This is a genomic window from Quadrisphaera sp. KR29 (genome assembly GCF_052644995.1).
The window spans coordinates 24,133-50,848 of sequence record NZ_JBQXXG010000018.1; the positions used below are offsets into that span (position 1 = coordinate 24,133).

The 26,716-nt window shown below is 74.0% G+C and carries 20 protein-coding genes and 1 pseudogene; 5 read left to right on the forward strand and 16 right to left on the reverse strand.

Annotated elements, in window-relative coordinates; all coding sequences use genetic code 11:
- Nucleotides 1–54 precede the first annotated feature (54 nt).
- A complete protein-coding gene (locus tag ACUN9U_RS15115; RefSeq protein ID WP_445485832.1) occupies nt 55–2,808 on the forward strand; it encodes a putative bifunctional diguanylate cyclase/phosphodiesterase in 2,754 nt (917 codons plus the stop codon).
- 282 nt (nt 2,809–3,090) lie between these two features.
- Here the strand turns inward: ACUN9U_RS15115 and ACUN9U_RS15120 are convergent, their stop codons facing one another.
- Nucleotides 3,091–4,053, reverse strand: coding sequence for a manganese catalase family protein (locus ACUN9U_RS15120; RefSeq protein WP_445485833.1), 963 nt, complete (start codon nt 4,051–4,053; stop codon nt 3,091–3,093).
- 705 nt (nt 4,054–4,758) lie between these two features.
- Between ACUN9U_RS15120 and ACUN9U_RS15125 the strand changes: the two are divergent.
- The 3 genes and pseudogenes from ACUN9U_RS15125 (at nt 4,759) to ACUN9U_RS15135 (ending at nt 6,783) form a co-directional block, all read left to right on the forward strand.
- Nucleotides 4,759–5,100, forward strand: a pseudogene (locus ACUN9U_RS15125) (YciI family protein).
- Between the two features lie 145 nt (nt 5,101–5,245).
- Complete coding sequence (locus tag ACUN9U_RS15130) at nt 5,246–6,481, forward strand: EAL domain-containing protein (protein ID WP_445485834.1); 1,236 nt, start codon at nt 5,246–5,248, stop codon at nt 6,479–6,481.
- A 131-nt stretch (nt 6,482–6,612) separates the two neighbouring features.
- Nucleotides 6,613–6,783, forward strand: coding sequence for a DUF1059 domain-containing protein (locus ACUN9U_RS15135; RefSeq protein WP_445485835.1), 171 nt, complete (start codon nt 6,613–6,615; stop codon nt 6,781–6,783).
- 107 nt (nt 6,784–6,890) lie between these two features.
- On the opposite strand, the gene ACUN9U_RS15140 is transcribed toward ACUN9U_RS15135, so the two are convergent.
- The 8 genes from ACUN9U_RS15140 to ACUN9U_RS15175 form a co-directional block, all read right to left on the reverse strand.
- Complete coding sequence (locus ACUN9U_RS15140; RefSeq protein WP_445485874.1) at nt 6,891–9,353, reverse strand: SpoIIE family protein phosphatase; 2,463 nt, start codon at nt 9,351–9,353, stop codon at nt 6,891–6,893.
- A 486-nt stretch (nt 9,354–9,839) separates the two neighbouring features.
- A complete protein-coding gene (locus ACUN9U_RS15145) occupies nt 9,840–10,898 on the reverse strand; it encodes an ATP-binding protein (RefSeq protein ID WP_445485836.1) in 1,059 nt (352 codons plus the stop codon).
- Between the two features lie 939 nt (nt 10,899–11,837).
- The gene (locus ACUN9U_RS15150) at nt 11,838–12,731 is read right to left on the reverse strand and encodes a hypothetical protein (RefSeq protein WP_445485837.1); all 894 of its coding nucleotides are present in this window, start codon (nt 12,729–12,731) and stop codon (nt 11,838–11,840) included.
- Nucleotides 12,728–13,084, reverse strand: coding sequence for an STAS domain-containing protein (locus tag ACUN9U_RS15155; RefSeq protein ID WP_445485838.1), 357 nt, complete (start codon nt 13,082–13,084; stop codon nt 12,728–12,730). The genes ACUN9U_RS15150 and ACUN9U_RS15155 overlap by 4 nt, the downstream gene beginning before the upstream one ends.
- 427 nt (nt 13,085–13,511) lie before the next feature.
- Nucleotides 13,512–13,868, reverse strand: a complete 357-nt coding sequence (locus ACUN9U_RS15160) for a hypothetical protein (protein ID WP_445485839.1) — start codon at nt 13,866–13,868, stop codon at nt 13,512–13,514.
- A gap of 191 nt (nt 13,869–14,059) precedes the next feature.
- Nucleotides 14,060–14,950, reverse strand: coding sequence for an NAD(P)H-hydrate dehydratase (locus ACUN9U_RS15165; RefSeq protein WP_445485840.1), 891 nt, complete (start codon nt 14,948–14,950; stop codon nt 14,060–14,062).
- The gene (locus ACUN9U_RS15170) at nt 14,937–15,710 is read right to left on the reverse strand and encodes a histidine phosphatase family protein (protein ID WP_445485841.1); all 774 of its coding nucleotides are present in this window, start codon (nt 15,708–15,710) and stop codon (nt 14,937–14,939) included. Before ACUN9U_RS15170 ends, ACUN9U_RS15165 begins: the two co-directional genes overlap by 14 nt.
- 97 nt (nt 15,711–15,807) lie before the next feature.
- A complete protein-coding gene (locus ACUN9U_RS15175; protein WP_445485842.1) occupies nt 15,808–16,863 on the reverse strand; it encodes an ATP-binding protein in 1,056 nt (351 codons plus the stop codon).
- Between the two features lie 248 nt (nt 16,864–17,111).
- On the opposite strand from ACUN9U_RS15175, the gene ACUN9U_RS15180 reads away from it, so the two are divergent.
- Entirely contained in the window at nt 17,112–19,730 is a 2,619-nt protein-coding gene (locus tag ACUN9U_RS15180; RefSeq protein WP_445485844.1) for a SpoIIE family protein phosphatase, read from the forward strand.
- Between the two features lie 21 nt (nt 19,731–19,751).
- Here the strand turns inward: ACUN9U_RS15180 and ACUN9U_RS15185 are convergent, their stop codons facing one another.
- The 7 genes from ACUN9U_RS15185 to ACUN9U_RS15215 all read right to left on the reverse strand — a co-directional run bounded on the left by ACUN9U_RS15185 (nt 19,752) and on the right by ACUN9U_RS15215 (nt 26,712).
- Nucleotides 19,752–20,771: an iron-containing redox enzyme family protein gene (locus ACUN9U_RS15185; protein WP_445485845.1), complete on the reverse strand. Its 1,020-nt coding sequence runs from the start codon at nt 20,769–20,771 to the stop codon at nt 19,752–19,754.
- Nucleotides 20,768–20,977, reverse strand: a complete 210-nt coding sequence (locus ACUN9U_RS15190; protein WP_445485846.1) for a CDGSH iron-sulfur domain-containing protein — start codon at nt 20,975–20,977, stop codon at nt 20,768–20,770. The genes ACUN9U_RS15185 and ACUN9U_RS15190 overlap by 4 nt, the downstream gene beginning before the upstream one ends.
- Nucleotides 20,978–21,126: 149 nt before the next feature.
- The gene (gene eat, locus ACUN9U_RS15195) at nt 21,127–22,536 is read right to left on the reverse strand and encodes an ethanolamine permease (RefSeq protein WP_445485847.1); all 1,410 of its coding nucleotides are present in this window, start codon (nt 22,534–22,536) and stop codon (nt 21,127–21,129) included.
- 127 nt (nt 22,537–22,663) lie between these two features.
- Entirely contained in the window at nt 22,664–23,764 is a 1,101-nt protein-coding gene (gene gcvT / locus ACUN9U_RS15200; RefSeq protein WP_445485848.1) for a glycine cleavage system aminomethyltransferase GcvT, read from the reverse strand.
- A gap of 40 nt (nt 23,765–23,804) precedes the next feature.
- The gene (locus ACUN9U_RS15205; RefSeq protein ID WP_445485849.1) at nt 23,805–24,533 is read right to left on the reverse strand and encodes a gamma-glutamyl-gamma-aminobutyrate hydrolase family protein; all 729 of its coding nucleotides are present in this window, start codon (nt 24,531–24,533) and stop codon (nt 23,805–23,807) included.
- On the reverse strand, nt 24,530–25,309 hold the full coding sequence (locus ACUN9U_RS15210) for a 3-oxoacyl-ACP reductase (protein ID WP_445485850.1): 780 nt from the start codon (nt 25,307–25,309) through the stop codon (nt 24,530–24,532). The genes ACUN9U_RS15205 and ACUN9U_RS15210 overlap by 4 nt, the downstream gene beginning before the upstream one ends.
- Before the next feature lie 29 nt (nt 25,310–25,338).
- Complete coding sequence (locus tag ACUN9U_RS15215; RefSeq protein ID WP_445485851.1) at nt 25,339–26,712, reverse strand: aldehyde dehydrogenase family protein; 1,374 nt, start codon at nt 26,710–26,712, stop codon at nt 25,339–25,341.
- Nucleotides 26,713–26,716 lie beyond the last annotated feature (4 nt).

Genomic DNA, 26,716 nt, shown 5'->3' on the forward strand with positions numbered 1-26,716 from the left:
GAGAGGCAGGCCGGCTGCGCTCAAGGCGCGCCCTCCGGGACCGATCAGACGTCCATGACCAGTCCAGACCACGGCCGGTGGCGTGCGGCGGCCACCGCGGGCCCCACGCTCGGCGCCCTCGCTGTGTGGAGCGCCGGTCTGGCTGTCACCGCCGGCGCTCCTGCCGCGCAGCACTTCTCGAACGGCGCCTTGATGGCAGTCGCCGTGGCGGCTGGTGCGGCCGCCCTGCTGCGGGCCCGGCGCGAGCACGGTCACGTCCGCCGCTTCTGGCTGCTGCTCGGGTTCGGAGTCCTGTCGTGGGGTGCCGGCCAGGCGGTGTGGACGTGGTACGAGTCCGTGCTGGGTCTGGAGGTGCCCTTCCCCTCCGCCGCTGACGTCGGCTACCTCGGTTTTCCGGTGCTGGCCGCTGCAGGGCTGGCTGCTGTGCTCCTGCGCCGCCGCAGCCGGGCCGGCCGGCTGCGCGACCTCGTCGACGGTCTGCTCGTCGCGACCGCGCTGCTCGTGGTGAGCTGGCTGCTGGTGCTGCGTCCCATCGTCAGCAGCGGTGACCGCCCGCTACTGACCGTGATCTCCCTCGCCTACCCGGTGGCGGACATCGTCGTCATGACCGCGCTGGTGCACGCGCTGGCTCGGGCGCGGCAGCTGCGCGAGTCTCTGCCAGTGCCCCTGGGGGTCGTCGGGGCTGGGCTGGCGGCCTTCGCCATCTCCGACGTCAGCTTCGTCTACCTGACCAACACCGGGCTGTACAGCTCCGGCAGTCCGACCGACTCCGGCTGGTTCGTGGGCTTCGCGCTCCTGCTCCTGGCCGCCCGGCTCGACGCACCGGCCATCGTGCGCGAAGGTGTGGAGAGCCACCGAATCCTGAGCAACGCGCTGCCCTACACCGCCGTGGTCGTCGCGCTGGTCACCTCAGTCACCGAGGTCGTCCTGCGCGACCACAGCAGCGACCTGGTCACGTTCTGGTTGCGCAGCCTGATGATCGTCCTGCTGGTCGCACGCCAGGTGCTGACCCTGGTGGAGGTGCACTCCCTGACCGGCGGACTCGAGCGGCGGGTGGCTGCCCGCACGCAAGAAGTGGTCGCCAGCCAGCAGCGCTTCGCGTCCCTGGTCGCCCACAGCTCCGACCTCGTCACCGTGGTCGACGCGGCTGGGCTCATCACCTACCAGAGCCCGTCCAGCGCTCGGGTGCTCGGTCGAGAGGCAGGAGAACTGGTGGGCCACCCGCTGACGGACGTCCTCGACGGGCGCCGGGACCAGTCGCTGCGCGAGCTGCTCTCCGTGCTGGCCGACGACGGGCTGCGCAGTCGCCACCTGCGCAGCGCCTGGAGGCACGCCTCAGGGCGCCGCCTCCTCCTCGACGTCACGGTGACGAACCTGCTGGCTGATCCTCACGTGCAGGGCTTCGTCCTCAACGGGCGGGACGTCACCGACCGCGTCCGGTTGGAGGAGGAGCTGACCCAGCAAGCCTTCACCGACGCGCTGACCGGTCTGCCCAACCGGGCGCTGTTCAAAGACCGCCTGGAGCAGGCCCTCCGCCGGCGCACCACCGAGGACGAGCTCGTGGTGGTCTGCTACTTCGACCTCGACGGCTTCAAGGCCGTCAACGACACCCTGGGGCACAGCGCGGGTGATGAGCTGCTGGCGCAGGTGGCCGACCGCGTCCGCGACGTCGTGCGCGAAGGCGACACCGTCGCCCGGCTCGGCGGGGACGAGTTCGCCGTCCTGGTGCAACAGGGACCGGGATCCGGCCCCGCGGAGGTGGAGGCGGACGGCAGGCGCCTGGCCTCGCGGGTGTGCGAGGCCATCCGCCGACCGTTCCAGCTGCGCGGCGGTGAGGTGCACGTGGCCGCCAGCGCTGGTCTGGCCACCTCAGCGACGACGGGCCGGGATGCCGAGCAGCTGCTGCGCAGCGCCGACCTGGCGATGTACCAGGCCAAGGCGGAGGGTGCAGGGGGCTACGCCGTCTACCACCCGAGCATGCACGAGCAGCTGGTCGACCGGGTGCGTCTGGAGGCCGACCTGCGACGGGCCGTGGCCGAGGAGCAGTTCCGCGTCGTCTACCAGCCTCTGATCGACATGGGCAGCGGCCGGGTCACCGGCGTGGAGGCGCTGGTGCGCTGGGCCCACCCCGAGCGGGGCACCGTCAGCCCCCTCGACTTCATCCCCCTGGCGGAGTCCACCGGACTGATCATCCCGATCGGTGCGTACGTGCTCCGGGAAGCGTGCCGCCAGACAGCGCACTGGCGCAGCGGGACCGTGGGGTGCGAGGACATGCGGGTGAGCGTCAACCTGTCCGGTCACCAGGTCAGGCTCCCCGGCCTGGCCGACGACGTCGCCGAGGTGCTCGCCGCCACAGGACTGCCCGCCACCGCCCTGGTCCTGGAGATGACCGAGAGCGTCCTGATCGACAAGGCCGAAGAGACGCTCGCAACGCTCCACTCCCTGCGAGCGATGGGCATCCGCCTGGCGATCGACGACTTCGGGACCGGTTACTCCTCGCTGAGCTACCTGCACCGGCTGCCCGTGGACATCCTGAAGATCGACAAGAGCTTCGTCGACCGCATGACGACCGGAGGCGACACGTCCCTCGTGGACACCATCCTCGGGCTGGCCGGTCACCTCCAGCTGACGACCGTGGCCGAAGGCATCGAGCACGAGCACCAGCGGGCCGCGCTCGCAGCACAGGGCTGCGACACGGGGCAGGGGTACCACTTCTCACCGCCCGTCCCAGCCGACGTCTTCCCTGAGCTGGTCGCGGGGGCCCTGAGGCCGCTCGTTCCGGCTGAGGACGTGATGTCGGTCGAGTAGCGGCCCGCCCGTCCGCGGCGGGACACAACCACCGTTGCTACGGGAACCCTAGCCCAGCGACTCGACCGGACAGCGGACTCACCGCCCGGACCGCCCTGAGCATCCCTATCGCGTGCAACAACCACCGGTAGCGGTTGCAGCGGCACATCCAGAAGGCGGTTGCCTGCAACCGTTGGAGGGACGAGAGACCTCCCCGAGCCCCGGGGTGGTGTGGGACCGCCTCGGCCAACACGACTCGACGCTCCCCGCACCACCCCGTGCTCGGTCCCCGCTGAGAGGGTGTCAGCCCTTGGCGACGGCTTCGAAGCTGTTCTCGATGTCGGCCACCTCGAGCTCAGCGGTCGCGGCGATGAGGTCCAGCAGCTCGGTGTCCACTCCGGGCGCGTACTCCTCGAAGCGCGGCGGGGCCACCGTGATCGGCTCACCGCCCTCGGGCAGCTGGCGCGGCACCGACAGGTCGGTGCCGTCCCCGGACGGCGAGGGGCCGCGGAGGATCTTGCTGGCCTCGCTGAGCCCGGTGAGGTCGAAGGTGTAGTTGACGCTCTGCAGGCCCTTGTCGACGAGCTCCTTCACCTCGGGGAAGCGCTCGGCGTTCGTCTTCGGGATCGGCAGCGTCTTCTTCCAGTCGACCCCGAGCGTCTCGAGCGCCCTGGCGTAGGCGTTCTCGTGGGCCTGGTCGCGCACGATGAGGTACGCCACCGTGGAACGGGCCGTCTTGTTGGCCGTCATCTCGTAGATGCGGCTCTTCTGGAGCCGGCCGGTCGACTCGAGCATGAGGTTGTAGAGCAGGTCGAGCACGAGGTTGCCCGAGTTGTAGACGTAGCTGCCGCTCCACGGGTTGCCCGCCGAGTCGACCGGCAGGGCGCCCTGCGCACCCACGAGGTAGTGGTGGATGTTGCCCTCGGTGAGGGCGCTGGCCAGCGGCGTGGCGCCGCCGGCGCCGGGCACGTCGAGGTCGTCGGACTGCTTCCCCTGGTAGCGGGGAGAGCCGTCGGTGAGCCGGGCGATGGTGGTGCCGATCAGCTCGACGTGGCTGATCTCCTCGGTGCCGATGCCCTGCATGAGGTCCTTGTACGGCTTGGACCTCGGATCGCCGCGGAAGTTCATGGACTGGAACAGGTACTGCATCATCGTGCGCATCTCGCCGAACTGGCCCCCGAGGCCCTCCTGCAGGGCGTTGGCGGCCGCGGGGTCCGGCTCGTCCTGGGCGATCTCGTTGATGAGCTGCTGGACGTGGAGGTACACGGTGTACTCCTCATGAGACATCGGATCCGGTCGACCCGCCCACCACGTGGCTACCCGCCCCACGCCACTCCATGCCTGAGCGTCGACAGGGCGAGCTTGTCGCTGGCAGGCGGGACGAGGCTCGCGCTGACGCTCTGGTAGCGACTCGGAGCCGGGCTGAGCCGCCGAAGGCATCCACGGAGTGAGTAGACGGCGGCGGCGTTCGAGAAGCCTCATCTGGTGGTGGGTCAGCACCGGCGCTGGGCATCCCGGTGCTGAGACCTGCCCGCACACCGGCCCGTCGCGGCTCCGGAGCAGGGTGGCGCCGGTGCGGCGACGCGCTCCGCGACGCTCCCACCGAGCTGGGCGGGCTGGTCGCCGCGAAGGGAAGACCCGATGATGGAGCCCGCGGCCATCGCGTGACGCTTCTTCGCAGGTACGGTGAGAGGTCTTCCGGGAGGCGCGCGCGGTGGCCGCCCGCACGCTCAAGGCGCGTCACCGAGCACCTCATCGAGGGTTGCTGGCTCCCTCCACGTCATCCCTGGGTCGCCGTCCGGACTCCGCTGATGACTCGTCCGATCACCTGTGACCAGCTCACATCAAGGCGTCGATAAGTCTGACGATTCAGCCGAGTCCCTCCGTTCACGCGTCGGAAGCCGCGGCAGGACCCGCGGGACCCTCGGTGGAGGAGCACGCGGTACCCCACGGGATCCCGGGAGGTTGACGATGACGAAGTACTTGGTCTCCTTCGACGATGGAGCCATGGACCACATCGGTGACGAGGACTGGCCAGCGGTCGCTGAGGCTTCGCACGCAGTGGTCCGCGAGGCCAAGGCGGCCGGCGTGTAGGTCTTCGGTGGAGGCCTGCAGCGACAACGAGCCACCGTGGTTCGAGTCGACGGGACCCGCGGCGAAGATGTGGAGCCGGGAGCGAAAGCGATGATCGGGGGCTTCTCGGTGCTGGACCTCCCCTCTCACGACCAGGCGCTGCTATGGGCAGCCCGCATCGCCGCCGGTTGCCGATGCGCACAGGAGGTCCGCGAGATCATGGACGACCCTCAGTCCTGACGCGACGCTCACGCCCCTGCCGCAACCACCTCGCCCGCTCCTGCGCAGGATCAGGTCGGTTCCTGCCTGACCATGGTCAGCGGAACATCCCGGCTCGGTGAGGTGAGCGCTTGAGGTGCCCCTCGCCTGCACCGATGAAGGAAGGATGAGCGTCCCGTCCTCCACGGAGCCTCCCAGGGGCCCGAAGACCCCGAAGAACGCGGTCCGAGGGCCGATCGGCGGGGTCCCAGCCGCGGTGGCGCACAACTCCACACACCCCACGGCCCCCGCCGACGTGCACGACCCCCTGTGGCGCACCGCTCTCGATGCGGTCATCGCCGAGCCGCACCGGTTGGAGCTGCACGTGCAGCCCGTGGTGGACACCGCGCACGGCAGCGTGGCGGGGTACGAGGCCCTTTCCCGCTTCTCCGGCCCCTTCACCGCCACTCCCGACCGCTGGTTCAACGCCGCCGAGACGTGGGGCGTCAACGCCCAGCTGCAGGGCCGCGTCGTCGCCGCCGCCCTCGGGCTGCGCCGCAGACTGCCGCCGGACACCTTCCTCACCGTGAACATCGACCCCCACCTCCTGCCGGTGGTGTACGACGAGGTGCTCGCGCCGGCCGGCGACCTCGGACGCCTGGTGCTGGAGCTGACCGAGCACACCCAGCCGGCGGTGCAGTCACATTTCGACGCCGCTCTGCGCGCGGCCCGCCAGCAGGGTGCACTGATCGCCATCGACGACGCCGGCACCGGCTACTCCGGGCTGGCGCAGCTGCTGTCGGTGCGCCCCGACATCGTCAAGCTCGACCGCGAGCTGGTCAGCGGCATCGATGCCGACCCGGTCAAGGCAGCCATGGTCGCCACCATCGGCGACCTCGTGGGGCGCATGGACGCCTGGGTGCTCGCCGAGGGCGCGGAAACGCTGGCCGAGCTCGACGCCCTGGTGGGCCTGGGAGTGCCCCTGGTGCAGGGCTACGTACTCGCCCGTCCGGCCGCCGACTTCGTGGTCGAGCTGCCCGAGAAGCTCGTCACCCACCTGCGCGCCACCTCGGCTCGCTGTGGCCTGGGCGAGCACGTCGCGAGCCTCGTGCGCCCGGCCGCTGCCACCCACGACCCCCAGCACCCCGACGCCCCGGTCCTGCTGGGTGAGGACGGCCGCATCAAGGCGGTCCGGCTGGTGGTCTCAGCCCACGCGAGCGAGGTGCCGCACGCCGGGGCGTGGACGCCCGCGGTCGTGGTCGCCCCGGCTGACAGCATCACCGACGTAGCACGGCGCTGTGCCACGCGACCAGCGCGCGACGGAGCGACGCCGCTGGTGTGCACCAACGGTCAGGGACACCTCCTCGGCGTGGTCAGCCCGGCCGACCTGCTGCTGGCGCTAGCGGCGGGGCACGCACGGTGAGTCGGCCATCGGGTGACGTCGGCGGATCCGGCTGCAGCCCGGTTCACAGGCGACCGATGACGATTCCAGGACCGACGCCTGCTGCAGGCAGCGTTCCAACGATGATCCGACATCAAGTGCGAGGAGCTGACGTGAAGAGCTTCCGGTGTGGTGACGTGGTGGCTGGGTGCACCCGGTCCTTCCAGGGATCTGAGCCCCAGATCCTGGGACAGGTCGCAGCCCATGCCCGCGACGACCACGGGCTGGTCGACATCCCCGCAGAGATGGTGGCACAAGTGCGCGCTGCGATGGTCACCATCTGAGGAGGGGGCAGTCCCGTACGGGCTCTCGCTGGCTCGTGCGTCGGACACCGAGCACCCTCGCGTCTCTGCGCTAGCCCGTCAGGTCACCGTCATGTGGTGGCGTCAGGTCACGTCCTCGCGCCGGCCCGGGTGGGGCGGGGGGCGTCCTCGGCGTGCAGGCGCAGAGCGACGAGAGCCACGTCGTCCTCAGGGCGCTGCGGCAGCATGCGGGCCAGCACCTGGTCGCACAGCGTCTCCAGGTCATCGCCTGCGAGCTCGGTGAGGACCTCTTCGAGGCGCTGGAGACCGACGTCCAGGGACTGTCCGCGGCGCTCGACGAGACCGTCGGTGTAGAACAGCACCACCGCACCAGGTTCAAGAGTGACCTCGTGCTCGTGGCGGCGGACGCTCGGTATGACGCCGAGCAGGAGGTCAGCGCCCTTGCCGCTGAGAGGTGCGACGGTGGCGTCGGGGTAGATGACCATCACGGGTGGATGACCAGCGTTGGACCAGCGCAGGCGCCCGACGCCGCGCCGTCCCTCCTCCTCAGTCTGCTCGACGCGAGCGACGACCGCCGTGGCGGTGGTGCCCACGCGCAAGGTCTGCATGACCGCGTCGACGTTGGCGAGCAGCTCGGCTGGTCCTGCGCCGTCCTGCGCGCCCAGCCCGCGCAGCAGGGTCCGCACCTGGCTCATGGCTGCAGCAGCCTGGGTGTCGTGACCGACGACATCACCGATGACGAGCACCGTGGCGCCGTCCGGCTGCAGGAAGGCGTCATACCAGTCCCCGCCCACCTGCGCCGTCTCGGCGGCCGGGGTGTACCGCACCACGACGTGCATGTTGGGGGACTCGGGCGGCTCGGTGAGCAGGGAGCGCTGCAGGGCCTCGGCCAGGTCGCGCTGCTGGCGGTACAGGCGGGCGTTGTCCAGCACGATACCGGCCCGGGCCGCGACGTGGAGAGCCACTGCGCGGTCCTCCCCGCTGAAGGGTCCGCGTGAGGCCGCCCGGCACAGGCTGAGGATCCCGACGGTGCCGTTGCGTCCGGTCAAGGGGTGGACGGCGACGTGCTCGGGCGCCAGCGCGGCCATCGCGTCGTAGGCGGGCCCGGGGTCCAGCATGGCCAACAGCGCCGGTGTCGCGCCGGACTCGATGTACTCAGCCTGCGCGGTCTGCATGGTCCGCACGACCACGCTGTCGTCGTGCATCTGCTGCAGGCGGTTGCTGGCGTAGGTCTCCACGAGCTGCTGGGATGCAGGATCGACGTGGGCTGCCCCCGCGGTCTGCAGGCCCCGGCGGCTCCCCGTGCCAGCGCTGTCCTCGGCGAGTGTGACCACCGCCCAGTCGGCGAGCACCGGCACCACCAGCTTCGCCAGGCGCTCAGCGGCCTGCGTCGGCTCATCGGCGCGCAGGAGCTCCTCGGTGATGGACCCGAGCAGGCGCGCCCGCTCAGCTGCGGCCTGGGCGCGGTCGTGAGCGAGCCGGCGGTCGGTGATGTTGAGGAAGTACACCGAGAGACCGTCAGCGGTGGGGACAGCGCGCACCTCGTACCAAGCGTCCAGAGGAGCGGGGTAGTACGCGTCGAAACGAGCCGGTACCTGCGTGGCCATCGCAGACCGGTAGTGCGTCTCGAACGGGGAGCCGATCGCCGCAGGGAACTGCTCCCACACGTTGCGACCGACCAGCTCCTCGCGGGAGCGCTCGAGCAACAGCTCCGCCTCAGCGTTGACCTGGGTGAAGTTCCAGGCGCGGTCTAGGGCGAAGAATCCGACGGCGAGGTCCTCGACCACGGCCGCGACCTCCGCGACGGCTTCGTGGCTGGCAGTGGCGTCCCAAGCTGCCCCGAGCAAGCGCGCGGCGGCGCCCGAGGGATCGCGCAGCGCCCGGCCGCGTGCCGCTACCCAACGGGGACGACGCCCGGGGATGACGACTCGGTAGGTCGCCTCGTACGTCCCACCGGAGGCGATGGCTGTCTGCAGCAACCCACTGACGTGAGGCAGGTCATCGGGATGCACGCGAGCGTTGAAGTCCTCGATGGACTCCCCGAACTCCCCACGCCGGTATCCGAAGAGCTCCACCAGGCGGTCGTCCCACGCCAGGCGCCCGGTGGTGAGGTCCCAGTCGAAGGTGCCCACGCCGGCCGCGGCGACCGAGAGTTCGTGCAGGACGCGCCGGGCGTCGTCGTCGGTGGCCGCGGTCGGCTCCAGCGCGAGGACCGCGAACTCGGCGAGCTGAACCAGCACGGCGACGTCGTCCTCGCTCCACTGGCGAGGTCGGTGGTCGAAGACGCACAGTGCTCCGACGACCTCCCCCGATGACCAGGACAAGGCGACACCGAGACAGGCACCGACGACACCAGCCCTGACCGGCTCGAGGTCGGCGACGCGCGAGTCTCGGGCCGCGTCACAGACGACTACCGGGCCGTCATCGACGACCACGAGGGTGCTAACCGCCTCGGTCAGCGCCGTCGGCTCCGCCACGCTGGGCTCGGCGGCTCCGCTGGCGGCTGCGGCGGTCTGGACCTCACCGAGGTAGACCACCTGGGCCGAGGCGGTGCGCAGCGAAGAGGTCGCCAGGGCCGCCAACCGGCGCAGGAGCCCGTCAGGCGCCGGGGTCGGCGCCGGGCCATGCGCGGCCTCCGCGCGCGAGGCGCCTCTCCCGGCGACGGGAACGGCCTCGGTGACGAGGTCTCCAGGGCCCTGGGCGGCGTCCAAGGTCCCCGCGCCGTCCGGATGGGCGCGGCGCGGGTCGTCCTGGTGCCTTGCTGGCTCGCCCACGTGCTCCCTCTCCAGGCCCGCGCTGCAGGTGCGGCCTGAGCGTCCTCCAGTGCACATCCTGCCTGTCAGGACAGCTACGCCGACACACCGTCGGGCGGGCTGCATCCTGCAAGCCGTTCCGAGACGCCTCCGTGCCGCTCACGGCCGGCTGACCCGGTCCAGCAACCGAGGCAGCGTCACCGAGGACCGAGGAGCTGCAGCAGCCGCCGACTGCACGGATCATCGGTGATGGGAGCAGTGGCGGGCCCAATCCTCCAGCCCGTCGAAGAGCGAGCTGCGGCACCGATGCGGATGTGCTGCAGATCACGAGTCCGCAGCCGCGATGACCTCTCCGAGGTAGGCCCGGCGCACCGCTCGGTACCGCCGCAACGCCCTCGCGCCGGCGCTCAGCAGGCCCCCGCGATCGGCGAGGGCCTCCGCCGCCTCGACAGCCGCCATGAACTCCATGGCCGCCGGCCGGGTGCCGGCGGGCAGTACGAGCCTAAGCCGCACCACTGCCTCACCGGACGCCACCGCCAGGCTCACCTGCTGACGCACCTGTCGGCGCACAGCGTCGAAGCGGCGCGCCGCCGTATCCAGACGGTGGGCCAGGTCCAAGCCGTCTGCCGCAGGTCCGGCATCGACGCGGTCGTCCGCGGCGCGGGAGGAGGCTGAGCCATCTCGAGGATCCAAGAGCACCAGCTGCAGCTCACGCAGCATGTCGTCCATGCTCTCCTTGGCGGCCAGCAGGTCAGCGGCGTCCAACGCGGGCAGGACCACCTCGCGCTCGCCCTTCACGCCGGGCTCCGCGACATGACGCACGGTCGCAGGACCCCCGCCGATGCTGAGCCCCGTCGGCACGGGCGCGACCGGGGCTGGATCGCCCTCGCTCCAGGCAGCCAACAGGTCCTCGACGCTGGGCTCCGGCCCACCAAGGCGAGAGGCAGGACCGTCTGCCGGAAACAGGTTGGCCGCTGCTGCCGCATCGTCGTGGCCGCCCATCAGCTCCAACTCGAACCACACGCCCTTACGAGCGCTGGAGCTGGGTCCCGCTCCCCAACGCGAGGCCAGGGTCTGCACCAGGGCCAGCCCGCGTCCGCTCATGGCCGTCGCGCTAGGCGCTGTCACCGTGGGCAGCGCCGCGACGTCATCACGCACCGTCACGCGCACTCCGGAGGAGTCGTGCAGGGCGGAGACAGCCACGTCGAAGTCGGTGCGGGCGTGCAGGACGGCGTTAGCCGCCAGCTCGCTCACCAGGAGTCCGGCATCATCGGCGAGGGCACCCAGCGACGTGCTCGCCAGGCACTGCTGGACGAAGCGGCGAGCAGCTCGCACGGACGCCGTCCCCGGCGAAAAGCTCTGCAGCCCGAGCAGCTCCCGCACCACCGGCAAGCTGCCCGTAGGCGCACCCCAGTCCTGCACCGCGCGTCCCTCCCCCGGCGACCTCCACCACTGCTGCAGACCGGCCGCTCGCACGAGTCACCTCTCGTGCTCGGGCGACAGTAGTCGTGCTGCGGCTCAGCACCGCTCTCGGTCGCGACGTCGCGTCCTTGCTCGTGTCCGAGCGTGGTTCCAGCAGCAACTAGCGGGCGGCTGGTCCCGTCTCAGGAGGAGGGGGCCCCGTCTCCTGTGCGCCAGACGAGTAGTGGCGGGTGCGCCGTTCATCGGAGCGGTGAGTCGTACCCGTCACCCTCGTCTTGAGCAGCAGGGAGGCGCCGATCCGAGGTGTTGTCGACGACGGTCGAGAAGTCGGCGAGGAGGCACGGGCCGGAGGCGCGCTGGCCGCGCGGCCCCCTGGGGACGGTTTCGTCGAGAGGTGGGCACGGTCACTGCATGTCACTGCTCGGGTGACTCGACAGCCGCCTTCGAGCAGCCTGGACAGCAGTCGAAGTGGTCACACGATGGTCACAGACGCAGGACAACGGGGTGATACCAGCCGGGACTCCGCGGACCTCCGTGAGACATCAGCCCTGCTCAGCGGACTGAGCGGCATCAGACGACACGGGGCCGCACGCCTCGGGCCCGTCTTTTAATCCGCGGGTTGTGGGTTCGAGCCCCACGGGGCCCACCGTCTGACTGCGTTGGTTCGCGACGTGCTTGACGGACGTCAGTCGGCAGGTCCTTGACACACCTCCGGGACGTCCTTGACGGCTGCTCCGGGTCCTGCTCGACGCTCCCTACCGCACCTGGGCGGCGGTGCACCTGCGCGCGAGGGGCGAGGCCCGCGCCGGGACGAGCACAGCGACTGCGTCAGCGCCGGGGTGAGCGCCTTGTCCCAGGCGCGGTCGGAGGCAGGACCCTTGCGGACCCAGCCCCACGAGCTCACTGCCCCAGGACGGCCGCGGGGGTGAGACGTCCGCCCACCACCGCCTCAGCGACCTCGTCCACGGTTCCGCCGTGCACGGCGCAGTAGGTGCGCATCGCGTTCAGCGCCCCATCGACGTCCATCCCCGGGTGGGCCCGCACGAGCAGCTCCTCGGCCACCCACACCTGCGACCGCCGCCGAGTGGAGGAGGAGTCCAGCCACTCCCTCCCAGGCGCTCCGCTCCCGCCGGTACCGCTCAGCACGTCCCCCACGCCGCGGGCCAGCAGCGTCAGCGCCCCAGCGTCGGTGGCCCGCCCGGACAGCCGCGCACGGCTGTAGAGGTTCAAGACCACGGGCACCCCCAGCCGCACGCGCAGCGGCAGTGACACCACGCCGCGGAACGGCGTGGACTGCAGCATCGCTGCGGTGTAGGCCGGCCACTGGCGGTGCACCGCCGACCGCTCCCCGCCCCTGCCGGGCGAGGGAGGAGCCGTGGAGCCGCCGGTCTGAGCGGTCGGGAGGGCTCCGCCTTCCCCGGACGCCCCGGCGAGGTCGTCGACGAGCATGGCGATCCCGGTCTGGTACGCCGCCCAGCACGGCCCTTCGCCCACGCTGAACTGGACCCGCTCGGCCATCTCCGCGCCCGCGTCACTGACCCCGACCGGTACCGACATCTGCGGGGCCAGCAGCACGCTCACCCCACCTGCATCCACCCCCAGCAGTCCGGCGGCAGCCCCTGCCAGCCGGTCGGCCCGACGCTCGGCCGGGGCGCGGTCCACCGACCGGAGCAGGACCTCCCGCGCCTGCACGGCGAAGGCGTCGGGGCCTTCGGCGGGTGCACCCCCCAGGCCGCCGTCGTCGTCGTGGCCGTGCTGCGCGCCGTCGTGTCCGCAGTCGTCGTGGCGGGTCACCAGCCGGGCAGCCCGGTCAGCGCCAACGACCCCGGCGGGTCGGCGAGCGCCTCCACGCGCACTCCAGCGTCCACGCCGCCCACCAGCTGCAGCAGCCGCAGGACCGCCTCGCTGGGGCGCCGCACCACGACCGGGGCACCTGGTCCGCTCAGCGCCAGCACCGCGCGCAAGCCGCAGACGTCCACGAACGCCACCCCTGCCGCATCCGTGAGGACGGGGTGCGGCCAGTGCCGCAACAGCCTGCCGACCGCACCGAGCTGCCCGGTCATGCTCATGTCGAGGTCCCCGGACAGCACCACCACCGGCTGGTGACCCGCCCAGCGCACCAGCGCAGAACCGGCGTGACCAGCCACCGCCTCGTGCCCCGGGAGCAGTGGCGCTCCCGGGGGCTGGGAGCGCTCCTGACCATCGGGGGGGGGGCAGGCGGTGTCGAGGACGCTGTGGCGCGCCGCGCCGGTGCGTCGTGGAGCAGGGACGGTGGAGCCGGCCTGGTGCACCGCGGCCTCGCAGGGGAAGGCGTCAGCCGCATCGTCGACTCCCACCACCGTAGGCCGCTCGACGGGTGACAGGCAAGGCTGACAGCCACCACGCGCCACCCCCGGTCACCCTCGGCGACGCGCAGGAAGGTGGAGGCGCCTGCCAGGGCGGCGCGGAGGACGCTTCAGCCATCGCTGCCCCGTTCGGACAGGCGGGTCGGGGGAACGAGGAGGACGTCGCCCGGTCGACCGGTCCAGCGCGTCGCTGAGGCAGCAGCCTTGCTCAGAGCCGGGACACCACTCCTCAGCCGAGCCCGAGCTCGGACGGTGCAGGACAGCCCGGACCGGTCACGCCGATGTAGCCGTCCACCGCCGAGGGGTCGGCAGCAGCCGCCGCGGTGATCGTCGCCTCGTCCGGTGGAGGCTGCGAGGCCGGGTCGAGGTCGCCGCTGTCCCCGGCGAAGCCGACGGCGCCGATGGCGACCCCGTCGGCGAGCACGGCGGTCGGGGCGGACGGGACCAGCAGGGCGACCACGGAGCCGTACTGGCTGTGTGCGCTGGCCACCTCTCGCCCGCCCTGGCGCAGGCTGATCTCGACCGGGGTCCCCGAGGGGTGGGCCTCGTCGGGGCCGGCGCAGACGACGACGCGCCCGACGGACACGCTCGGAGCGTCCGATCCGCAGCCCGCCAGGACGGCAGCCAGCGCCGTCGCCCCTACCGCGAGCAGCGCCGACGCCGACGTCCTGGACACAGCCACGGCGGATCAGACCACGACCCGCTGCCCTGGTCCAGGAGTCGGGCACGTGTCGCGAGAGGGGTCGCCAGGGCAGGCGCTGGGTGGCGGAGGAGGCCTCAGGCCTCGATCTCGGTGAGCACGCGCGGCACCTCCGCGCCCAGCTCGCGGGCGAGGAACCCGAGGCGCCCGACGCTCGCCGCGAGGCGGTCGCCGGCCCGCCCGTGCAGGTGCACCCCCCACACCGCCGCCTGCGCCGGGCTGGCGCCGCGGGCCGCGAGCCCGGTGACCAGCCCCGCCTGCACGTCGCCGCTGCCGGAGGCGCCCAGGCCCGCGCCGCCGGACTGGTCGACCCACAGCCGGCCCTCGGCGTCGGAGATCCACGACTCCTCCCCGCCCGCGAGGACGACGACGCCCTCGCTGGTGGCCAGCTCGCGGGCGTGACCCGCCGGGTCGGCCGTGACCGCGTCCCGCTCGGCGCCCAGGGTGAGCGCGAGCTCGGTGGGGTTCGGGGTCAGCAGCGCCCGCGCGCCGGTGCGGCGCAGCACGCCGCGCGAGCCGCCCACCCAGGCGTGCGCCGCGGCGTCCAGCACGAGCACCCCCACGTCGTCGAGGCGCGGCACCACGCGCTCGCACAACTCCCGGGCGACGTCCACGTCGCGGATGCCGGGGCCGACCAGGACCGCCGCCGCGCCGCTCGCGGTGGAGACGACCTCGTCGGCCGCGTCCGGGTCGACGTCGCCGCCGGGGCCCTGCGGCAGCCCGACGACGAGGGCCTCGGGCAGCGCCACAGCGAGCACGGGGGCGACGGAGGCGGCCGTGACGACCTGCAGCTTGCCGGCGCCCGAGCGCAGCGCGGCCTCCGCGGCCAGCAGCACCGCCCCGGGCGTCTGGTCGCTGCCACCGACGATGACGACCCGCCCGCGCGCGTCCTTGCCCCCGCCGGCGGCCGGCAGGGGCCACTCGCGCAGGACGGCGGAGGTGATGGTGGTGGCCTCAGTGGGGGACATCGGCGCCGGGCTCCTCGGTGACGGCCGCCCTCGAGGCCTCGACGGCGGCGGTGTCGGCGTAGCGGACGAGCCGGACGCCGTCGGGCCCCGCCGCGTAGCGGGTCAGGGCGCAGTTGGGCTGGGGGTCGTCGCTGTCGATGCGGACCGCGTCCTCCGGGTCCAGCCCCTCCAGGACGATGCGGAAGGCCATGACCACGGCCTGGTGGGTCACGAGCAGGAGGCGCTCCCCGTCGTGGCGGGGCAGGGCGGTGGCGACCACGGCGCGCACCCGGCCGACGACGTCCGCCCAGCTCTCCCCGCCGGGCGGGCGGTACCAGACCTTGCCGAGGCGACGGCGGCGCTCGGCCTCCTCGGGGTAGCGGGCGCGGATGCCGTGGCCGGTCAGCCCGTCCAGGACGCCGAGGTCGCGCTCGCGCAGCCGCTCGTCCCCCGTGACGGGAAGGTCGAGGCCCCCGGCGGCCAGCGCGGTCGCGAGGGTCTCGCGCGCGCGGCGGTAGGGCGAGACCAGGACGCGCGTGGGGCGCTCGGCCTCCGGCAGGCCCGCGAGCCAGCGGCCCACGGCACCCGCCTGGTCGCGCCCGCGGGCGCTCAGCGGCACCCGGGCGTCGGGGGTGTCCAGGTCCAGGGCCTCCGCGCCGGCGGCCCACGCCGCCTCGCTGGCGAGGTTGCCCTCGCTCTCGCCGTGGCGGAGCAGCCAGAGGCTGGCGGGGAACGGGTCCCCGGGGCTCACCGCCGGCTCGGCGGGCACGGCAGGAAGCACCCCGCGACGCTATCCGGGGCCGAGCGGGGGCGCCCGGTGACCACCGGCGCCGGGGGAGCCACCGCGGGAGCGCACCCGTCACCGGCGCGCCCGGGGCTCACGCGCCCGCGGCGGCGATGACCTCCCCCAGGTAGGCGCCCCGCACGGCGCGGTGGCGCCGCAGCGCCCGGGCGCCCGTGCTGAGGAGGACCCCGCGGTCGGCGAGGGCCGCGGCCGACTCCACCGCCGAGCGGTACTCCACGGCCGCCGCCCGGGTGCCGGCCGGCAGGACGAGGCGCAGCTGCACCCGGGCCTCGCCCGCGGCCACCGCGAGGCTGACCTGCTGGCGGACCTGGCGGCGCACGACGTCGAAGGCGCGCGCCGCAGCGTCCAGGCGACGGGCCAGCGCCAGGCCCTCGGCGGCGGCGCCGCCGTCCACGGCGCCAGGCGCCCCGCCGGCGGGAGCCGGCCGGTCCCGCGGGTCCAGCAGCACCAGCTGCAGCTCGCGGAGGAGGTCGTCCATGCTCTCCTTGGCGGCCAGCAGGTCGGCGGCGTCCAGCGCGGGTAGCAGCACCTCGCGCGCGCCCGCCGCGGCGGGCGGCGCCACCTCGTGCGCCGCGGTCGGGTGCTCGACGCGGCCGGCGCGCCCCGCCGGCGCGGTCACGGCCGGCGCCGGCCTGCCGTCGCTCCAGGCGGCGAGCAGGTCCTCGACGCTGGGGTCCGGCTCGTCCCGGGGGTGCGCAGGGCCGTCCTGGGGCAGGAGGGGGTCCGTCGGCGCCGCGTCAGCGGGCACGAGGTCGAGCTCGAACCAGACGCCCTTGCGGGCGCTGGAGCTGGGGCCCGCCCCCCAGCGCGTGGCCAGCGTCTGCACCAGCGCCAGCCCCCGTCCGCTCATCGCCGTCGCGCTGGGGGCGGTCACCGTGGGCAGCGCTGCGGCGTCGTCGCGGACCGTCACCCGCACGCCCGCGCGGTCGTCCAGCTCGGAGACGGTGACGTCGAAGTCCGTGCGGGCGTGCAGGACGGCGTTGGCGGCCAGCTCGCAGACCAGCAGCCCGGCGTCGTCGCCGAGGGCCTCCAGCGCGCTGCCCGCCAGGCACCCCTGGACGAAGCGGCGGGCGTCGCGCACCGACACCGCCTGCGGCGGGAAGCTCTGCAGACCCAGCACCTCCCGCACCACCGGCAGACTGCCCGTGGGCGCACCCCAGTCCGGCAACGCGCACCCTCTCCCCCCGTCGACCGCCCGCCGCTGCTGGAGGCCAGCCGCTCGTGCGGGACCAGCCCGCACCCGGGCGACAGTAGCCGCGCTCCGCGGGCGGGGCCGCTCCAGCGGGATCCGGAGTGCGCGAGGATGGGCCACCGGCCCGCGAGGGCCGGCCCAGGGCGTCGAACAGGTGCGTCGGGCGTCGAGGAGGCGATGACGTCATGACACCCGCGGACGAGCCCGCCGTCGTCGGCGTCCCCGCGCCCCCGCAGGCCGCGGGCGCTGCGGCGTCGCCGGTGCTGCAGCACCTCGTCGACCTGACGATGCAGCTGCTGCGCACCGCCGCCGCCCACGTGTCGCTGCTCACCGAGGTGCAGACGGTCGCCGCGGCGGCCGGCCTGTCGCGCGGCCTGGCCGAGCGCACGCCGCTGGACGAGGCGCTGTGCACCCTGACCGCGGTCGAGCGCGGGCCGGTCCTGGTCACCGACGCGGCCGGTGACCCGCGGGTGGCCGGCCTCCCGCCCGTGACCTCCGGCGTGGTCGGCGCCTACCTGGCTGCGCCCATGACGGCCCGCGACGGACGCGTCCTGGGTGCCCTGTGCGTCTTCGACCCGCTGCCGCGCGAGTGGACCTCCGCCGAGCAGCGCACGCTGGTGCAGCTGGCCGCCTTCGCCGCCACCGCGGTGGAGCTGGCGGCCTCGAGGGCGGCCCCCGTGCAGGAGGAGGCCCGCAAGCTGCTGTGGGACCTGTCCATCGCCTCGGCGGGGGTCGGCTCCTTCGACTACGACCTCACCACCGGGGAGCTGCACTGGGACGAGCGGCTCGTGGAGCAGTTCGGCTACGACGCGGCCACCTTCGACCAGACCATCGACGCCTTCAACGCCAGGGTCCACCCCGACGACCTGCGGCGCGTCAGCGAGACGCTGGCGGCCTCCGTGGAGCACGGCACCGACTTCGAGGCGGAGTACCGCATCCTCCTGCCCGACGGGCGCACCCGCTGGATCAGCGCCAAGGGCCGGCCCCTGCGGGGCCAGGACGGCGCGGTCGAGCGCCTCCTGGGCGCCACCCTGGACATCACGGGGACCCGCGCCGGCGAGGCGGCGGTCGCCGCGGTCCACGAGGCCATGAACGCCGCCTTCTTCGCCCTGGACCGCTCCTGGCGCTTCACCTACGTCAACACCCACGCCGAGCGGCTGCTGCAGATGAGCCGCGGCGAGCTGCTGGGCGCCAGCATCTGGGAGCTCTTCCCCGCCTCGGTCTCCTCCGACTTCGAGCGCCACTACCGCGCAGCGGTGCGGACCGGGGAGCCGGTGACCTTCGAGGCCCACTACCCCGCCCCCCTGGACGCCTGGTACGAGGTGCGCGCGGTGCCCACCGCCGAGGGCCTGTCGGTCTACTTCCTCGACGTCACCGAGCGCCGCCGCGCCCAGGACGCGGCAGCCGCGGCGGCGCGCCGCACCGCGCTCATCGCCGACGTGACCACCGCCCTCGTGGAGCACCTGGACGCCGAGCAGGCCGTCACCGAGCTCGCCCGCCTCGTCGTCCCGCAGCTGGGCGACTGGAGCCTGGTCACGCTCGTCGACGACGACCACCAGGAGGCCGGCCGCTCCGGGTCGGTGGGCCCGCGCGGGCTGCGTGACGTGGGAGGCGCCCACGTCGACCCCGCCCAGCAGCACCTGGTGGACCACTACGCCCGGCTCAGGCTCCAGGCCCTCGGGAGGAACGCCTTCCTCTTCCGGGCGCTGGCCTCGGCCCGGCCCGTGGTCGTGCCCGGGGACGCGACGGCCGCCATCACCGCCGCCCTGGGCACGCCCGAGGCCGTCGACGCGCTGCGCCGCCTCGCCCCCGCGCACGGCGTGGTGGTCCCGCTGCGCGCCCGCGGCCGCACGCTCGGCGCCCTGAGCCTGTTCTCCGGGGCGCAGCGCGACCCCCTGGGCCCGGAGGACCTGGCCACCGCGGTGGACGTCGCCGGCCGGGCCGGCCTGGCGCTCGACAACGCCCGCCTGTACCGCCAGCAGACCGAGATCGCCTCGGAGCTGCAGCGCTCGCTGCTCACAGCGCCTCCCGAGCCCGACCACACCCACGTGGTGGTGCGCTACGCCCCTGCGGCGGAGGCGGCGCAGGTGGGCGGCGACTGGTACGACGCCTTCCTCCAGCCCGGCGGCGCGACAGTGCTGGTCATCGGTGACGTCGTCGGCCACGACACGCAGGCCGCGGCCGCGATGAGCCAGGTGCGCACCCTGCTGCGCGGGCTCGGCGCCGTCGGGGACACGAGACCGGCGGCGCTGCTGAGCCAGGTCGACGGGGTGATGCGCACCCTCGCCGTGCGCACCACCGCCACCGCCGTGGTTGCGCGCCTGGAGCAGACCGACGACGACGCCGACGCCGCCCGGACGGTGCTGCGCTGGTCCAACGCCGGGCACCCGCCGCCCATGGTGGTGCTGCCCGACGGGAGCGTCACCGAGCTGACCGGCCCGTCGGCGGACCTCCTGCTCGGGGTGCTGCCCGACACCGAGCGCCAGGAGCTGGTGCGGGTGCTGCCGCGGGGGTCGACGGTGCTGCTGTACACCGACGGGCTGGTGGAGCGCCGCGGGCAGTCGCTGGAGGAGGGCCTCGAGCGCCTGCGGCACCTCCTGGCCGAGCTCGCCGCGCGGGACCTCGACGCCGGCGCGCTGTGCGACGCCGTGCTGCGCCGGATGCTGCCCGAGCGGGCCGAGGACGACGTCGCGCTGGTCGCGGTGCGCCTGTACCCGCAGGACGGGCCGCGTCCGCCGGAGGCCGGGCCTGAGGTCCTGCCCGGCGACGCCGACGACGCGCCCGAGGTGCTCGGCCTGCCCTGAGCGGTCCGCGCTCGGCGCGCCTCAGGCGGCGTCGAGCGGAGCCCGCAGCCCCGAGCGGTCCTGCGACCACGCCCCCAGCAGGTGCTGGGTCAGCAGGCCGTCGAGGTGCCCGGCTGCCTGGATGCCCAGGACGACGTCGGCGGCGAGCTCGGGCTCGGCGGCCAGCAGCGGCGCGATGATGCCGCGGCGCACCACCTGCTCGTGCACGGCGTCGGCCTCGACGTGCTCGGCGTAGAAGCCCACGGTCGCCGGGCCGCACCCGAGTCGCTCCGCGGCCCGCACCAGCCGCGCCGAGCCCGGTGAGGAGGTCAGCTCCACCGCCGCGAACTGCCCGACCAGCGCTCCGCGCAGCGCGCGGTGCAGCCCGAACAGCGACATGAGGTTGACCTCGGCCAGCACGGCAGCCGGTGCGGCGTCGACGTAGGCGCCGTAGCGGTCGCTCAGCCCGAGCTCGAGCATCATGTCGGCGAAGAGGCGGGCGTGCATGCGCTCGGGGCGGCCCGCGCCGTACTCGTCGTGCTCCACCGTCACGAGCGCGGCCTTCGCGGCCCCGTCCAGCCGGGGGATGACCCACGCCTGCGGGTCGGCCTCCTTCAGGTGGTAGGCCGAGCGCAGGGCGATGTACTCGCGCAGCTGCCACAGCTCACCGCGCCGCTTGAGGTGGGCGGAGACGCCGACGGCGTCGACGTCCTCGACGAGCAGCGCCTCGACCTCGGCCGCCACGTCGTCGCCGCCGGCGACGTCGGCGCGCACCGCCGCGAGGAAGCGGTCCTCCAGGCGCCGCCGCAGGGCGAGCAGCGCCGGGTCCCACTCGAGCTCCTCGCTGACGCCGTCGAAGCCGCGGTAGTGCAGCTCGTAGCAGGCGTACAGCGCCAGCTGCAGGTCGTCGCCGTAGGGGTCGGCCGCCTCGGCGTCGGCCCGCGCGAGCTCCACGGCGTCGCCGCGCAGGTGCGCCAGGACCGCCGAGGACAGCGGTCCCCTCGCGGCGGGCAGCGGCGGCGCGCTGGGGCGGGCGGTGGTGGCGATGCTGGTGGTGGTCATGACGGCTCCTGCCGTGAGCGGACGCGGCGGCGGTGGCTGGTGTCGCAGAAGGGGTAGCGGCGGCTGTTGCCGCACGCGCACAGCGCCACGACCGGGCGGCCGGAGCGCACGCGGGCGCCGTCGGGCAGCTCCACCTCGACGGGGCCGTCGACGAGGAGCGGTCCCTCGCCGGTCACGACCACCCTGGTCGGCGGGTCAGGCGGCATGCGCGGGCGCCTCCGCTGCGGCGCGGCGGGCGGGCGTCATCCTCCGAGTGTGGGCGGCGCCGGCGCAGCGCGCCCGCCGACCGCCGCCGGGACCTCGCCCGGCGGTCCGGCGTGCACCAGGACGGCCAGCAGAGGCCGACCGGACAGCCTCAGGCGAGGTCCTTCTCGGCCTCGGCGAGAGCCGCGAACTCCTCGTCGGGGGAGTTGGCCACCACCCTCTTGCGGCTGTAGACGGCGAAGTAGGCCATGAACGCGAGGAAGGCGACCAGGCACCACAGCGCGGCGGTGCTGTCCACCAGGAAGGTGGCGATGACCGCCAGCACGGCGACCACCAGGGCGAAGCCGGTGGTGGCCACCCCGCCGGGGGTGCGGTAGGGGCGCGGCATGTCGGGCTCGCGCACGCGCAGCACGATGTGGCTGACCATCATCAGCACGTAGCTCAGCGCCGCGCCGAAGACCGCCATGTTGAGCAGCAGGGCGCCCTGGCCGGTCAGGGAGAGCAGGAACCCGACCAGGCCCGGCACGACGAGGGCCAGCGTGGGCGTCTTGCGGCGGTTGGTCACCGACAGCGCCCGCGGCAGGTAGCCCGCGCGGGAGAGGGCGAACAGCTGGCGCGAGTAGGCGTAGATGATCGAGAAGAAGCTGGCCACGAGGCCGGCCAGGCCGATGTAGTTGACCACCGTGGCCGCCGCCGAGCCCCCGAGGGCCTCGACCAGCGGGTTGCCCGAGTCGCTCATCGCCTCGGCTCCCCCCGCTCCCGGGACCAGCACGAGGGTGAGCGCGCAGGTGGCCAGGAGCACCAGCATCGCGGCGATGATGCCGCGGGGGACGTTGCGGCCGGGGTCCTTCGTCTCCTCCGCGGCCAGCGGCACGCCCTCGATGGCCAGGAAGAACCAGATGGCGAACGGGATGGCCGCCCACACCCCGAGGTAGCCGAACGGCAGCAGCTCCGAGGCGCCCGCGGCGTCGGTGGGGGCGATGTCGGTGAGGTTGGCGGCGTCGAAGCGCGGCAGCGCCGCCAGGCCGAAGACGAGCAGGCCCACCAGCGCCACCGCGGTGACCGCGAACATCACCTTGAGGGCCTCGCCGACGCCGACGAGGTGGATGCCGACGAACAGCGCGTACGCCGCCAGGTAGACCCACCACCCGTCGGTGATGCCGAACAGCCCGAGGGACTCCACGTAGGCCCCGATGAAGGTAGCGATGGCCGCGGGGGCGATGGCGTACTCGATGAGGATGGCGGTGCCGGTGGCGAAGCCGCCCCAGGGGCCCAGGGCCCGGCGCGCGAAGGTGTAGCCGCCGCCCGCGGTCGGCAGCGCCGAGCTCAGCTCCGCCATCCCCAGCACCAGCGCCAGGTACATGCCGGCCACCACGACGGTGGCGATGGCCAGCCCCCCGAAGCCGCCCTCGGCCAGCCCGAAGTTCCAGCCGGAGTAGTCCCCGGAGATGACGTAGCTGACGCCCAGCCCGGCGAGGAGCACCCACCCGGCGCTGCCCGTCTTCAGCTGGCGGCGCGCCAGGTAGTCGTCGGTCTCGACGCGCTCGCTCACACCCGACATGCGAAGGCTCCCTCGTCCCGGCGGTCGTCTTCGCCGGACCGTAGACCCGGTGCCTGACCTGCGTCTACGGGGTGGGCCGACATCGCCTGCGGAAAGGTCTGTCGTCAGGCCGATCGGGCCGCCGCGCTCACCGCGCGCGGGTGTAGAACGGCAGCGCCACCACCTCGACCGGCTCGTGGCTGCCGCGCACGTCCACCGCCAGGCGCGTGCCCACCTCGGCGCTGCCGGGGCGCACGAGGGCCATGGCCACCGGGCGCCCGAGGGTCGGTGACGGCGAGCCGCTGGTCACCTCCCCGACGGCCTCGCCGGAGGCCGGGTCCACCACGGCCTGCCCGGCCCGCGGGGAGCGCTTGCCGCTCGCCACCAGGCCGACCAGCACGGAGGCCGGGCCCTCGTCGCGCCGGCGCGCCAGGGCCTCCTCCCCGACGAAGCCGTCGGGCTTGCCGAAGACCACCACCCGCCCCAGCCCCACCTCGAACGGGGTGGTCGCCCGGGTCAGCTCGTGGCCGTACAGCGGCATGCCCGCCTCCAGCCGCAGCGTGTCCCGGCTGGACAGCCCCGCCGGCACCAGGCCGAGCGGCTGCCCGGCGGCGCTCGCGGCGCGCCAGACCGCCTCGGCGTCCGCGGGGCGGCAGAAGACCTCGAAGCCGTCCTCGCCGGTGTAGCCCGTGCGGGCCAGCAGCACCTCGTGCCCGGCCACGCGCGCCGGGACGGCGGCGTAGTACTTCAGCGCGGCGACGTCGGCGTCGCTGACCGCCTCGAGGACCTCCGCCGAGCGCGGGCCCTGCACCGCCACCAGCGCCCACTGGTGCGAGGCGTCGTGCACCACGGCGTCGAAGCCGTCCGCGCGGGCGGTGATCTCGGCGGCGACCTCCTCGGCGTTGGCCGCGTTGGCCACCACGAGGTACTCCTCCTCCCCGAGGCGGTAGACGACGAGGTCGTCGATGACGCCGCCGTCCTCGGCGCACAGCATCGAGTACCGCGCGCGGCCCACGCCGATGGCCGAGGCCCGCCCCACGAGGGCCCTGTCGAGAGCGCGGCCGGCCTCCGGGCCCCGGACCTCGACCTCCCCCATGTGGCTGAGGTCGAACAGCCCGGCGGCGCTGCGCACGGCGAGGTGCTCGGCGGTCTCCGAGCCGTACCGCACCGGCATCGACCACCCGGCGAAGTCGACGAGCTTGGCGCCGAGCTCGCGGTGCACCGCCGCGAGGGGCGTCTCCTGGGCCACGGGTCCTCCTGGGGGTCGGGACGGGTCGTGCTGCGCGGTGTCAGGCCCGGGCCGCGGCCACCAGGCCGCGGAACAGGCCGGTGTCGGCCACCACCTCCGGGTGCCACTGCACCCCGAGGTGGAACGGTCCGGCGCCGGTGCGCTCGATGGCCTCGAGCGTGCCATCCGCCGCCCACGCCACCGGCGCGTACCCGGGCGCCGAGCGCACCGCCTGGTGGTGGTGGCAGCGGACCTCGGCGTGCTCGCCGACCAGGGCGGCCAGGCGGCTGCCGGGGGCGGTGCGCACGCTGACCTCCCCGAAGCCGTCACCGCCGGGGTCGTGCAGGTCGTGGTCGACGACGTCGGGCAGGTGCTGCTCCAGCGCCCCGCCCGCGTGCACGGCCATGACCTGCATGCCGCGGCACACGCCGAGCACCGGCAGCAGCCGCGCGGCGGCGGCGTCGAGCAGCGCTAGCTCCCACGCGTCGCGGTCGGCCCGGGGGGCGCCGGTGCGCGGGTGCGCGGGCTCGCCGTAGGCCGCGGGGTCGACGTCGGCGCCGCCGGCGACGACGAGGGCGTCCAGGCGGGCCACCACGTCGGCCGCGAGCGCCGGCTCGGCCGGCGGGAGCAGCACGGGCGCGCCGCCGGCCAGGCGGACGGCGTCGGCGTAGGTGGCCGGCAGCAGGTCGGCGCGCTGGCGCCACACGCCCCAGGCCGCCTCCTCCCGGTAGGTGCTGATGCCCACCAGCGGCCTGGCCGGCGGCCGGGCCGGCGGCTCGGGGGCGCTCACAGGGGCGTGACGTAGGCGGCGGAGATGCCGCCGTCCACGAGGAAGGTCGAGGCGGTCACGAAGCTGGCGTCGTCGGAGGCCAGGAAGAGGACGGCGCTGGCCAGCTCCTCCGGCTCGGCGAACCGGCCCATGGGCACGTGCACGAGGCGCCGGGCGGCCCGCTCGGCGTCCTTGGCGAACAGCTCCCGCAGCAGCGGGGTGTTCACCGGGCCGGGGCACAGCGCGTTGACGCGGATCCCCTGGCGGGCGAACTGCACGCCGAGCTCGCGGGTCATGCTCAGCACCCCGCCCTTGGAGGCGGAGTAGGAGATCTGGCTGGTGGCCGCGCCCATCACCGCCACGAAGGAGGCGGTGTTGATGATCGAGCCGCGGCCCTGCTCGAGCATGTGCGGCAGCACCGCCTTGCAGCACAGGTAGACGCTGGTGAGGTTGACCTCCTGAACCCGCCGCCAGGCGTCCAGGTCGGTGGTGAGGATCGAGTCGTCCTCGGGCGGGCTGATGCCGGCGTTGTTGAAGGCGACGTCCACGGAGCCGAAGCGCTCCTTCGCCCCGGCGAAGAGGGCGTCGACCTCCTCCTTGCTCGTCACGTCGACGCGGGTGAACGCCGCGACGCCCTCACCGCCGAGCTCGGCGACCACGCGGGCCCCGGAGGCCTCGTCGATGTCGCCGACGACCACCTTGGCGCCCTCGGCGACGAAGCGCCGCGCCGTCGCCAGCCCGATGCCCGAGCACCCCCCGGTGATGACGGCCACCCTGTCCTGGAGCCTGCCTGCCACGCCGCTGCTCTCCTCGCCTCTGGTCCTGGTCATTCGCTGCTGATGAAGACGTTCTTCTCCTCGGTGAACGCGTCGGGCGCGTCGGGCCCGAGCTCGCGCCCGAGGCCGGACTGCTTGTAGCCGCCGAACGGCGTCCAGTACCGGACCGAGGAGTGGGAGTTGACCGAGAGGTTGCCGGCCTCCACCCCGCGGGCCACGCGCAGCGCACGGCCCACGTCGCGGGTGAAGATCGAGCCCGACAGCCCGTACTCGGTGTCGTTGGCCTTCGCGACGGCGTCGGCCTCGTCGTCGAAGGGCATCACGGCGACGACGGGGCCGAAGACCTCCTCGCGCCAGAGCCTGTCGCGCGCGTCGTCGACCAGGGCGACCGTGGGCGGCACCCAGAAGCCGGGCAGGTCGGGCGCGGAGCCGGTGAAGGCGACGTCGGCCCCGGAGACGTAGCCCTGCACGCGGTCGCGCTGGGCGGCGGAGATGAGCGGGCCCATCTCCGCGTCGGGGTCCTGGCCCGGGTGCGCCACCCGCAGCCCCTCCACCGCGGGCTGCAGGAGCTCCAGGAACCTGTCGTGGACCGAGCGCTCGACGAGGATGCGCGAGCGGGCGCAGCAGTCCTGCCCGGCGTTGTCGAAGACGGCGCCCGGCGCAGAGGCGGCGGCGCGCTCGAGGTCGGCGTCGGCGAAGACGATGTTGGCGCTCTTGCCGCCCAGCTCCAGCGTCACGCGCTTGACCTGCTCCGCGCAGCCCGCCATGACGCGCTTGCCCACGGCGGTGGATCCGGTGAAGACCACCTTGCGCACCGCGGGGTGGGTGACGAAGCGCTCGCCGACCACCGAGCCCTTCCCCGGCAGCACCGTGAGGACGCCCTCGGGGAGGCCGGCCTCCAGGGCCAGCTCCCCCAGCCGCACGGCGGTCAGGGGTGTGAGCTCGGCCGGCTTGAGGACCACGGTGCACCCCGCGGCCAGCGCGGGCGCGAAGCCCCACGCGGCGATGGGCATGGGGAAGTTCCACGGGACGATGACGCCGACCACGCCGACCGGCTCGCGGAAGGTGATGTCGACGCCGCCGGGGACGGGCACCTGCCGGCCGAAGAGCCGCTCGGGGGCCGCGGCGTAGTAGTCCAGGCAGTCGCGGACGTTGCCGGCCTCCCACCGGGCGTTGCCCAGGGTGTGGCCGGAGTTGCGGACCTCCAGCGCCGCGAGCTCGTCCACGTGGTCGTCGACCACCCGCGCGAAGCGCCGCAGCAGGCGGGCGCGGTCGGCGGGGGCGACCTCGCGCCAGGCGGGGAAGGCGGCGGCCGCGCGCGCGATGGCGGCGTCGGCCTCCTCCGGGGTCGCCAGGTGGACGTCGGTGACGGGCTCGGCGGTGGCCGGGTCCAGGACGGTGAAGGTGCTGGTCGTGCTGCTCACGGGG

Excerpts from the sequence above, each read along its gene's own strand:
- ACUN9U_RS15190 (WP_445485846.1), bottom strand. The coding sequence starts at position 20,977 with ATGCCGCCTGACCCGCCGACCAGGGTGGTCGTGACCGGCGAGGGACCG.
- ACUN9U_RS15115 (WP_445485832.1), top strand. The coding sequence starts at position 55 with ATGACCAGTCCAGACCACGGCCGGTGGCGTGCGGCGGCCACCGCGGGC.
- ACUN9U_RS15185 (WP_445485845.1), bottom strand. The coding sequence starts at position 20,771 with ATGACCACCACCAGCATCGCCACCACCGCCCGCCCCAGCGCGCCGCCG.
- eat (WP_445485847.1), bottom strand. The coding sequence starts at position 22,536 with ATGTCGGGTGTGAGCGAGCGCGTCGAGACCGACGACTACCTGGCGCGC.
- ACUN9U_RS15180 (WP_445485844.1), top strand. The coding sequence starts at position 17,112 with ATGACACCCGCGGACGAGCCCGCCGTCGTCGGCGTCCCCGCGCCCCCG.
- ACUN9U_RS15130 (WP_445485834.1), top strand. The coding sequence starts at position 5,246 with ATGAGCGTCCCGTCCTCCACGGAGCCTCCCAGGGGCCCGAAGACCCCG.
- ACUN9U_RS15165 (WP_445485840.1), bottom strand. The coding sequence starts at position 14,950 with ATGTCCCCCACTGAGGCCACCACCATCACCTCCGCCGTCCTGCGCGAG.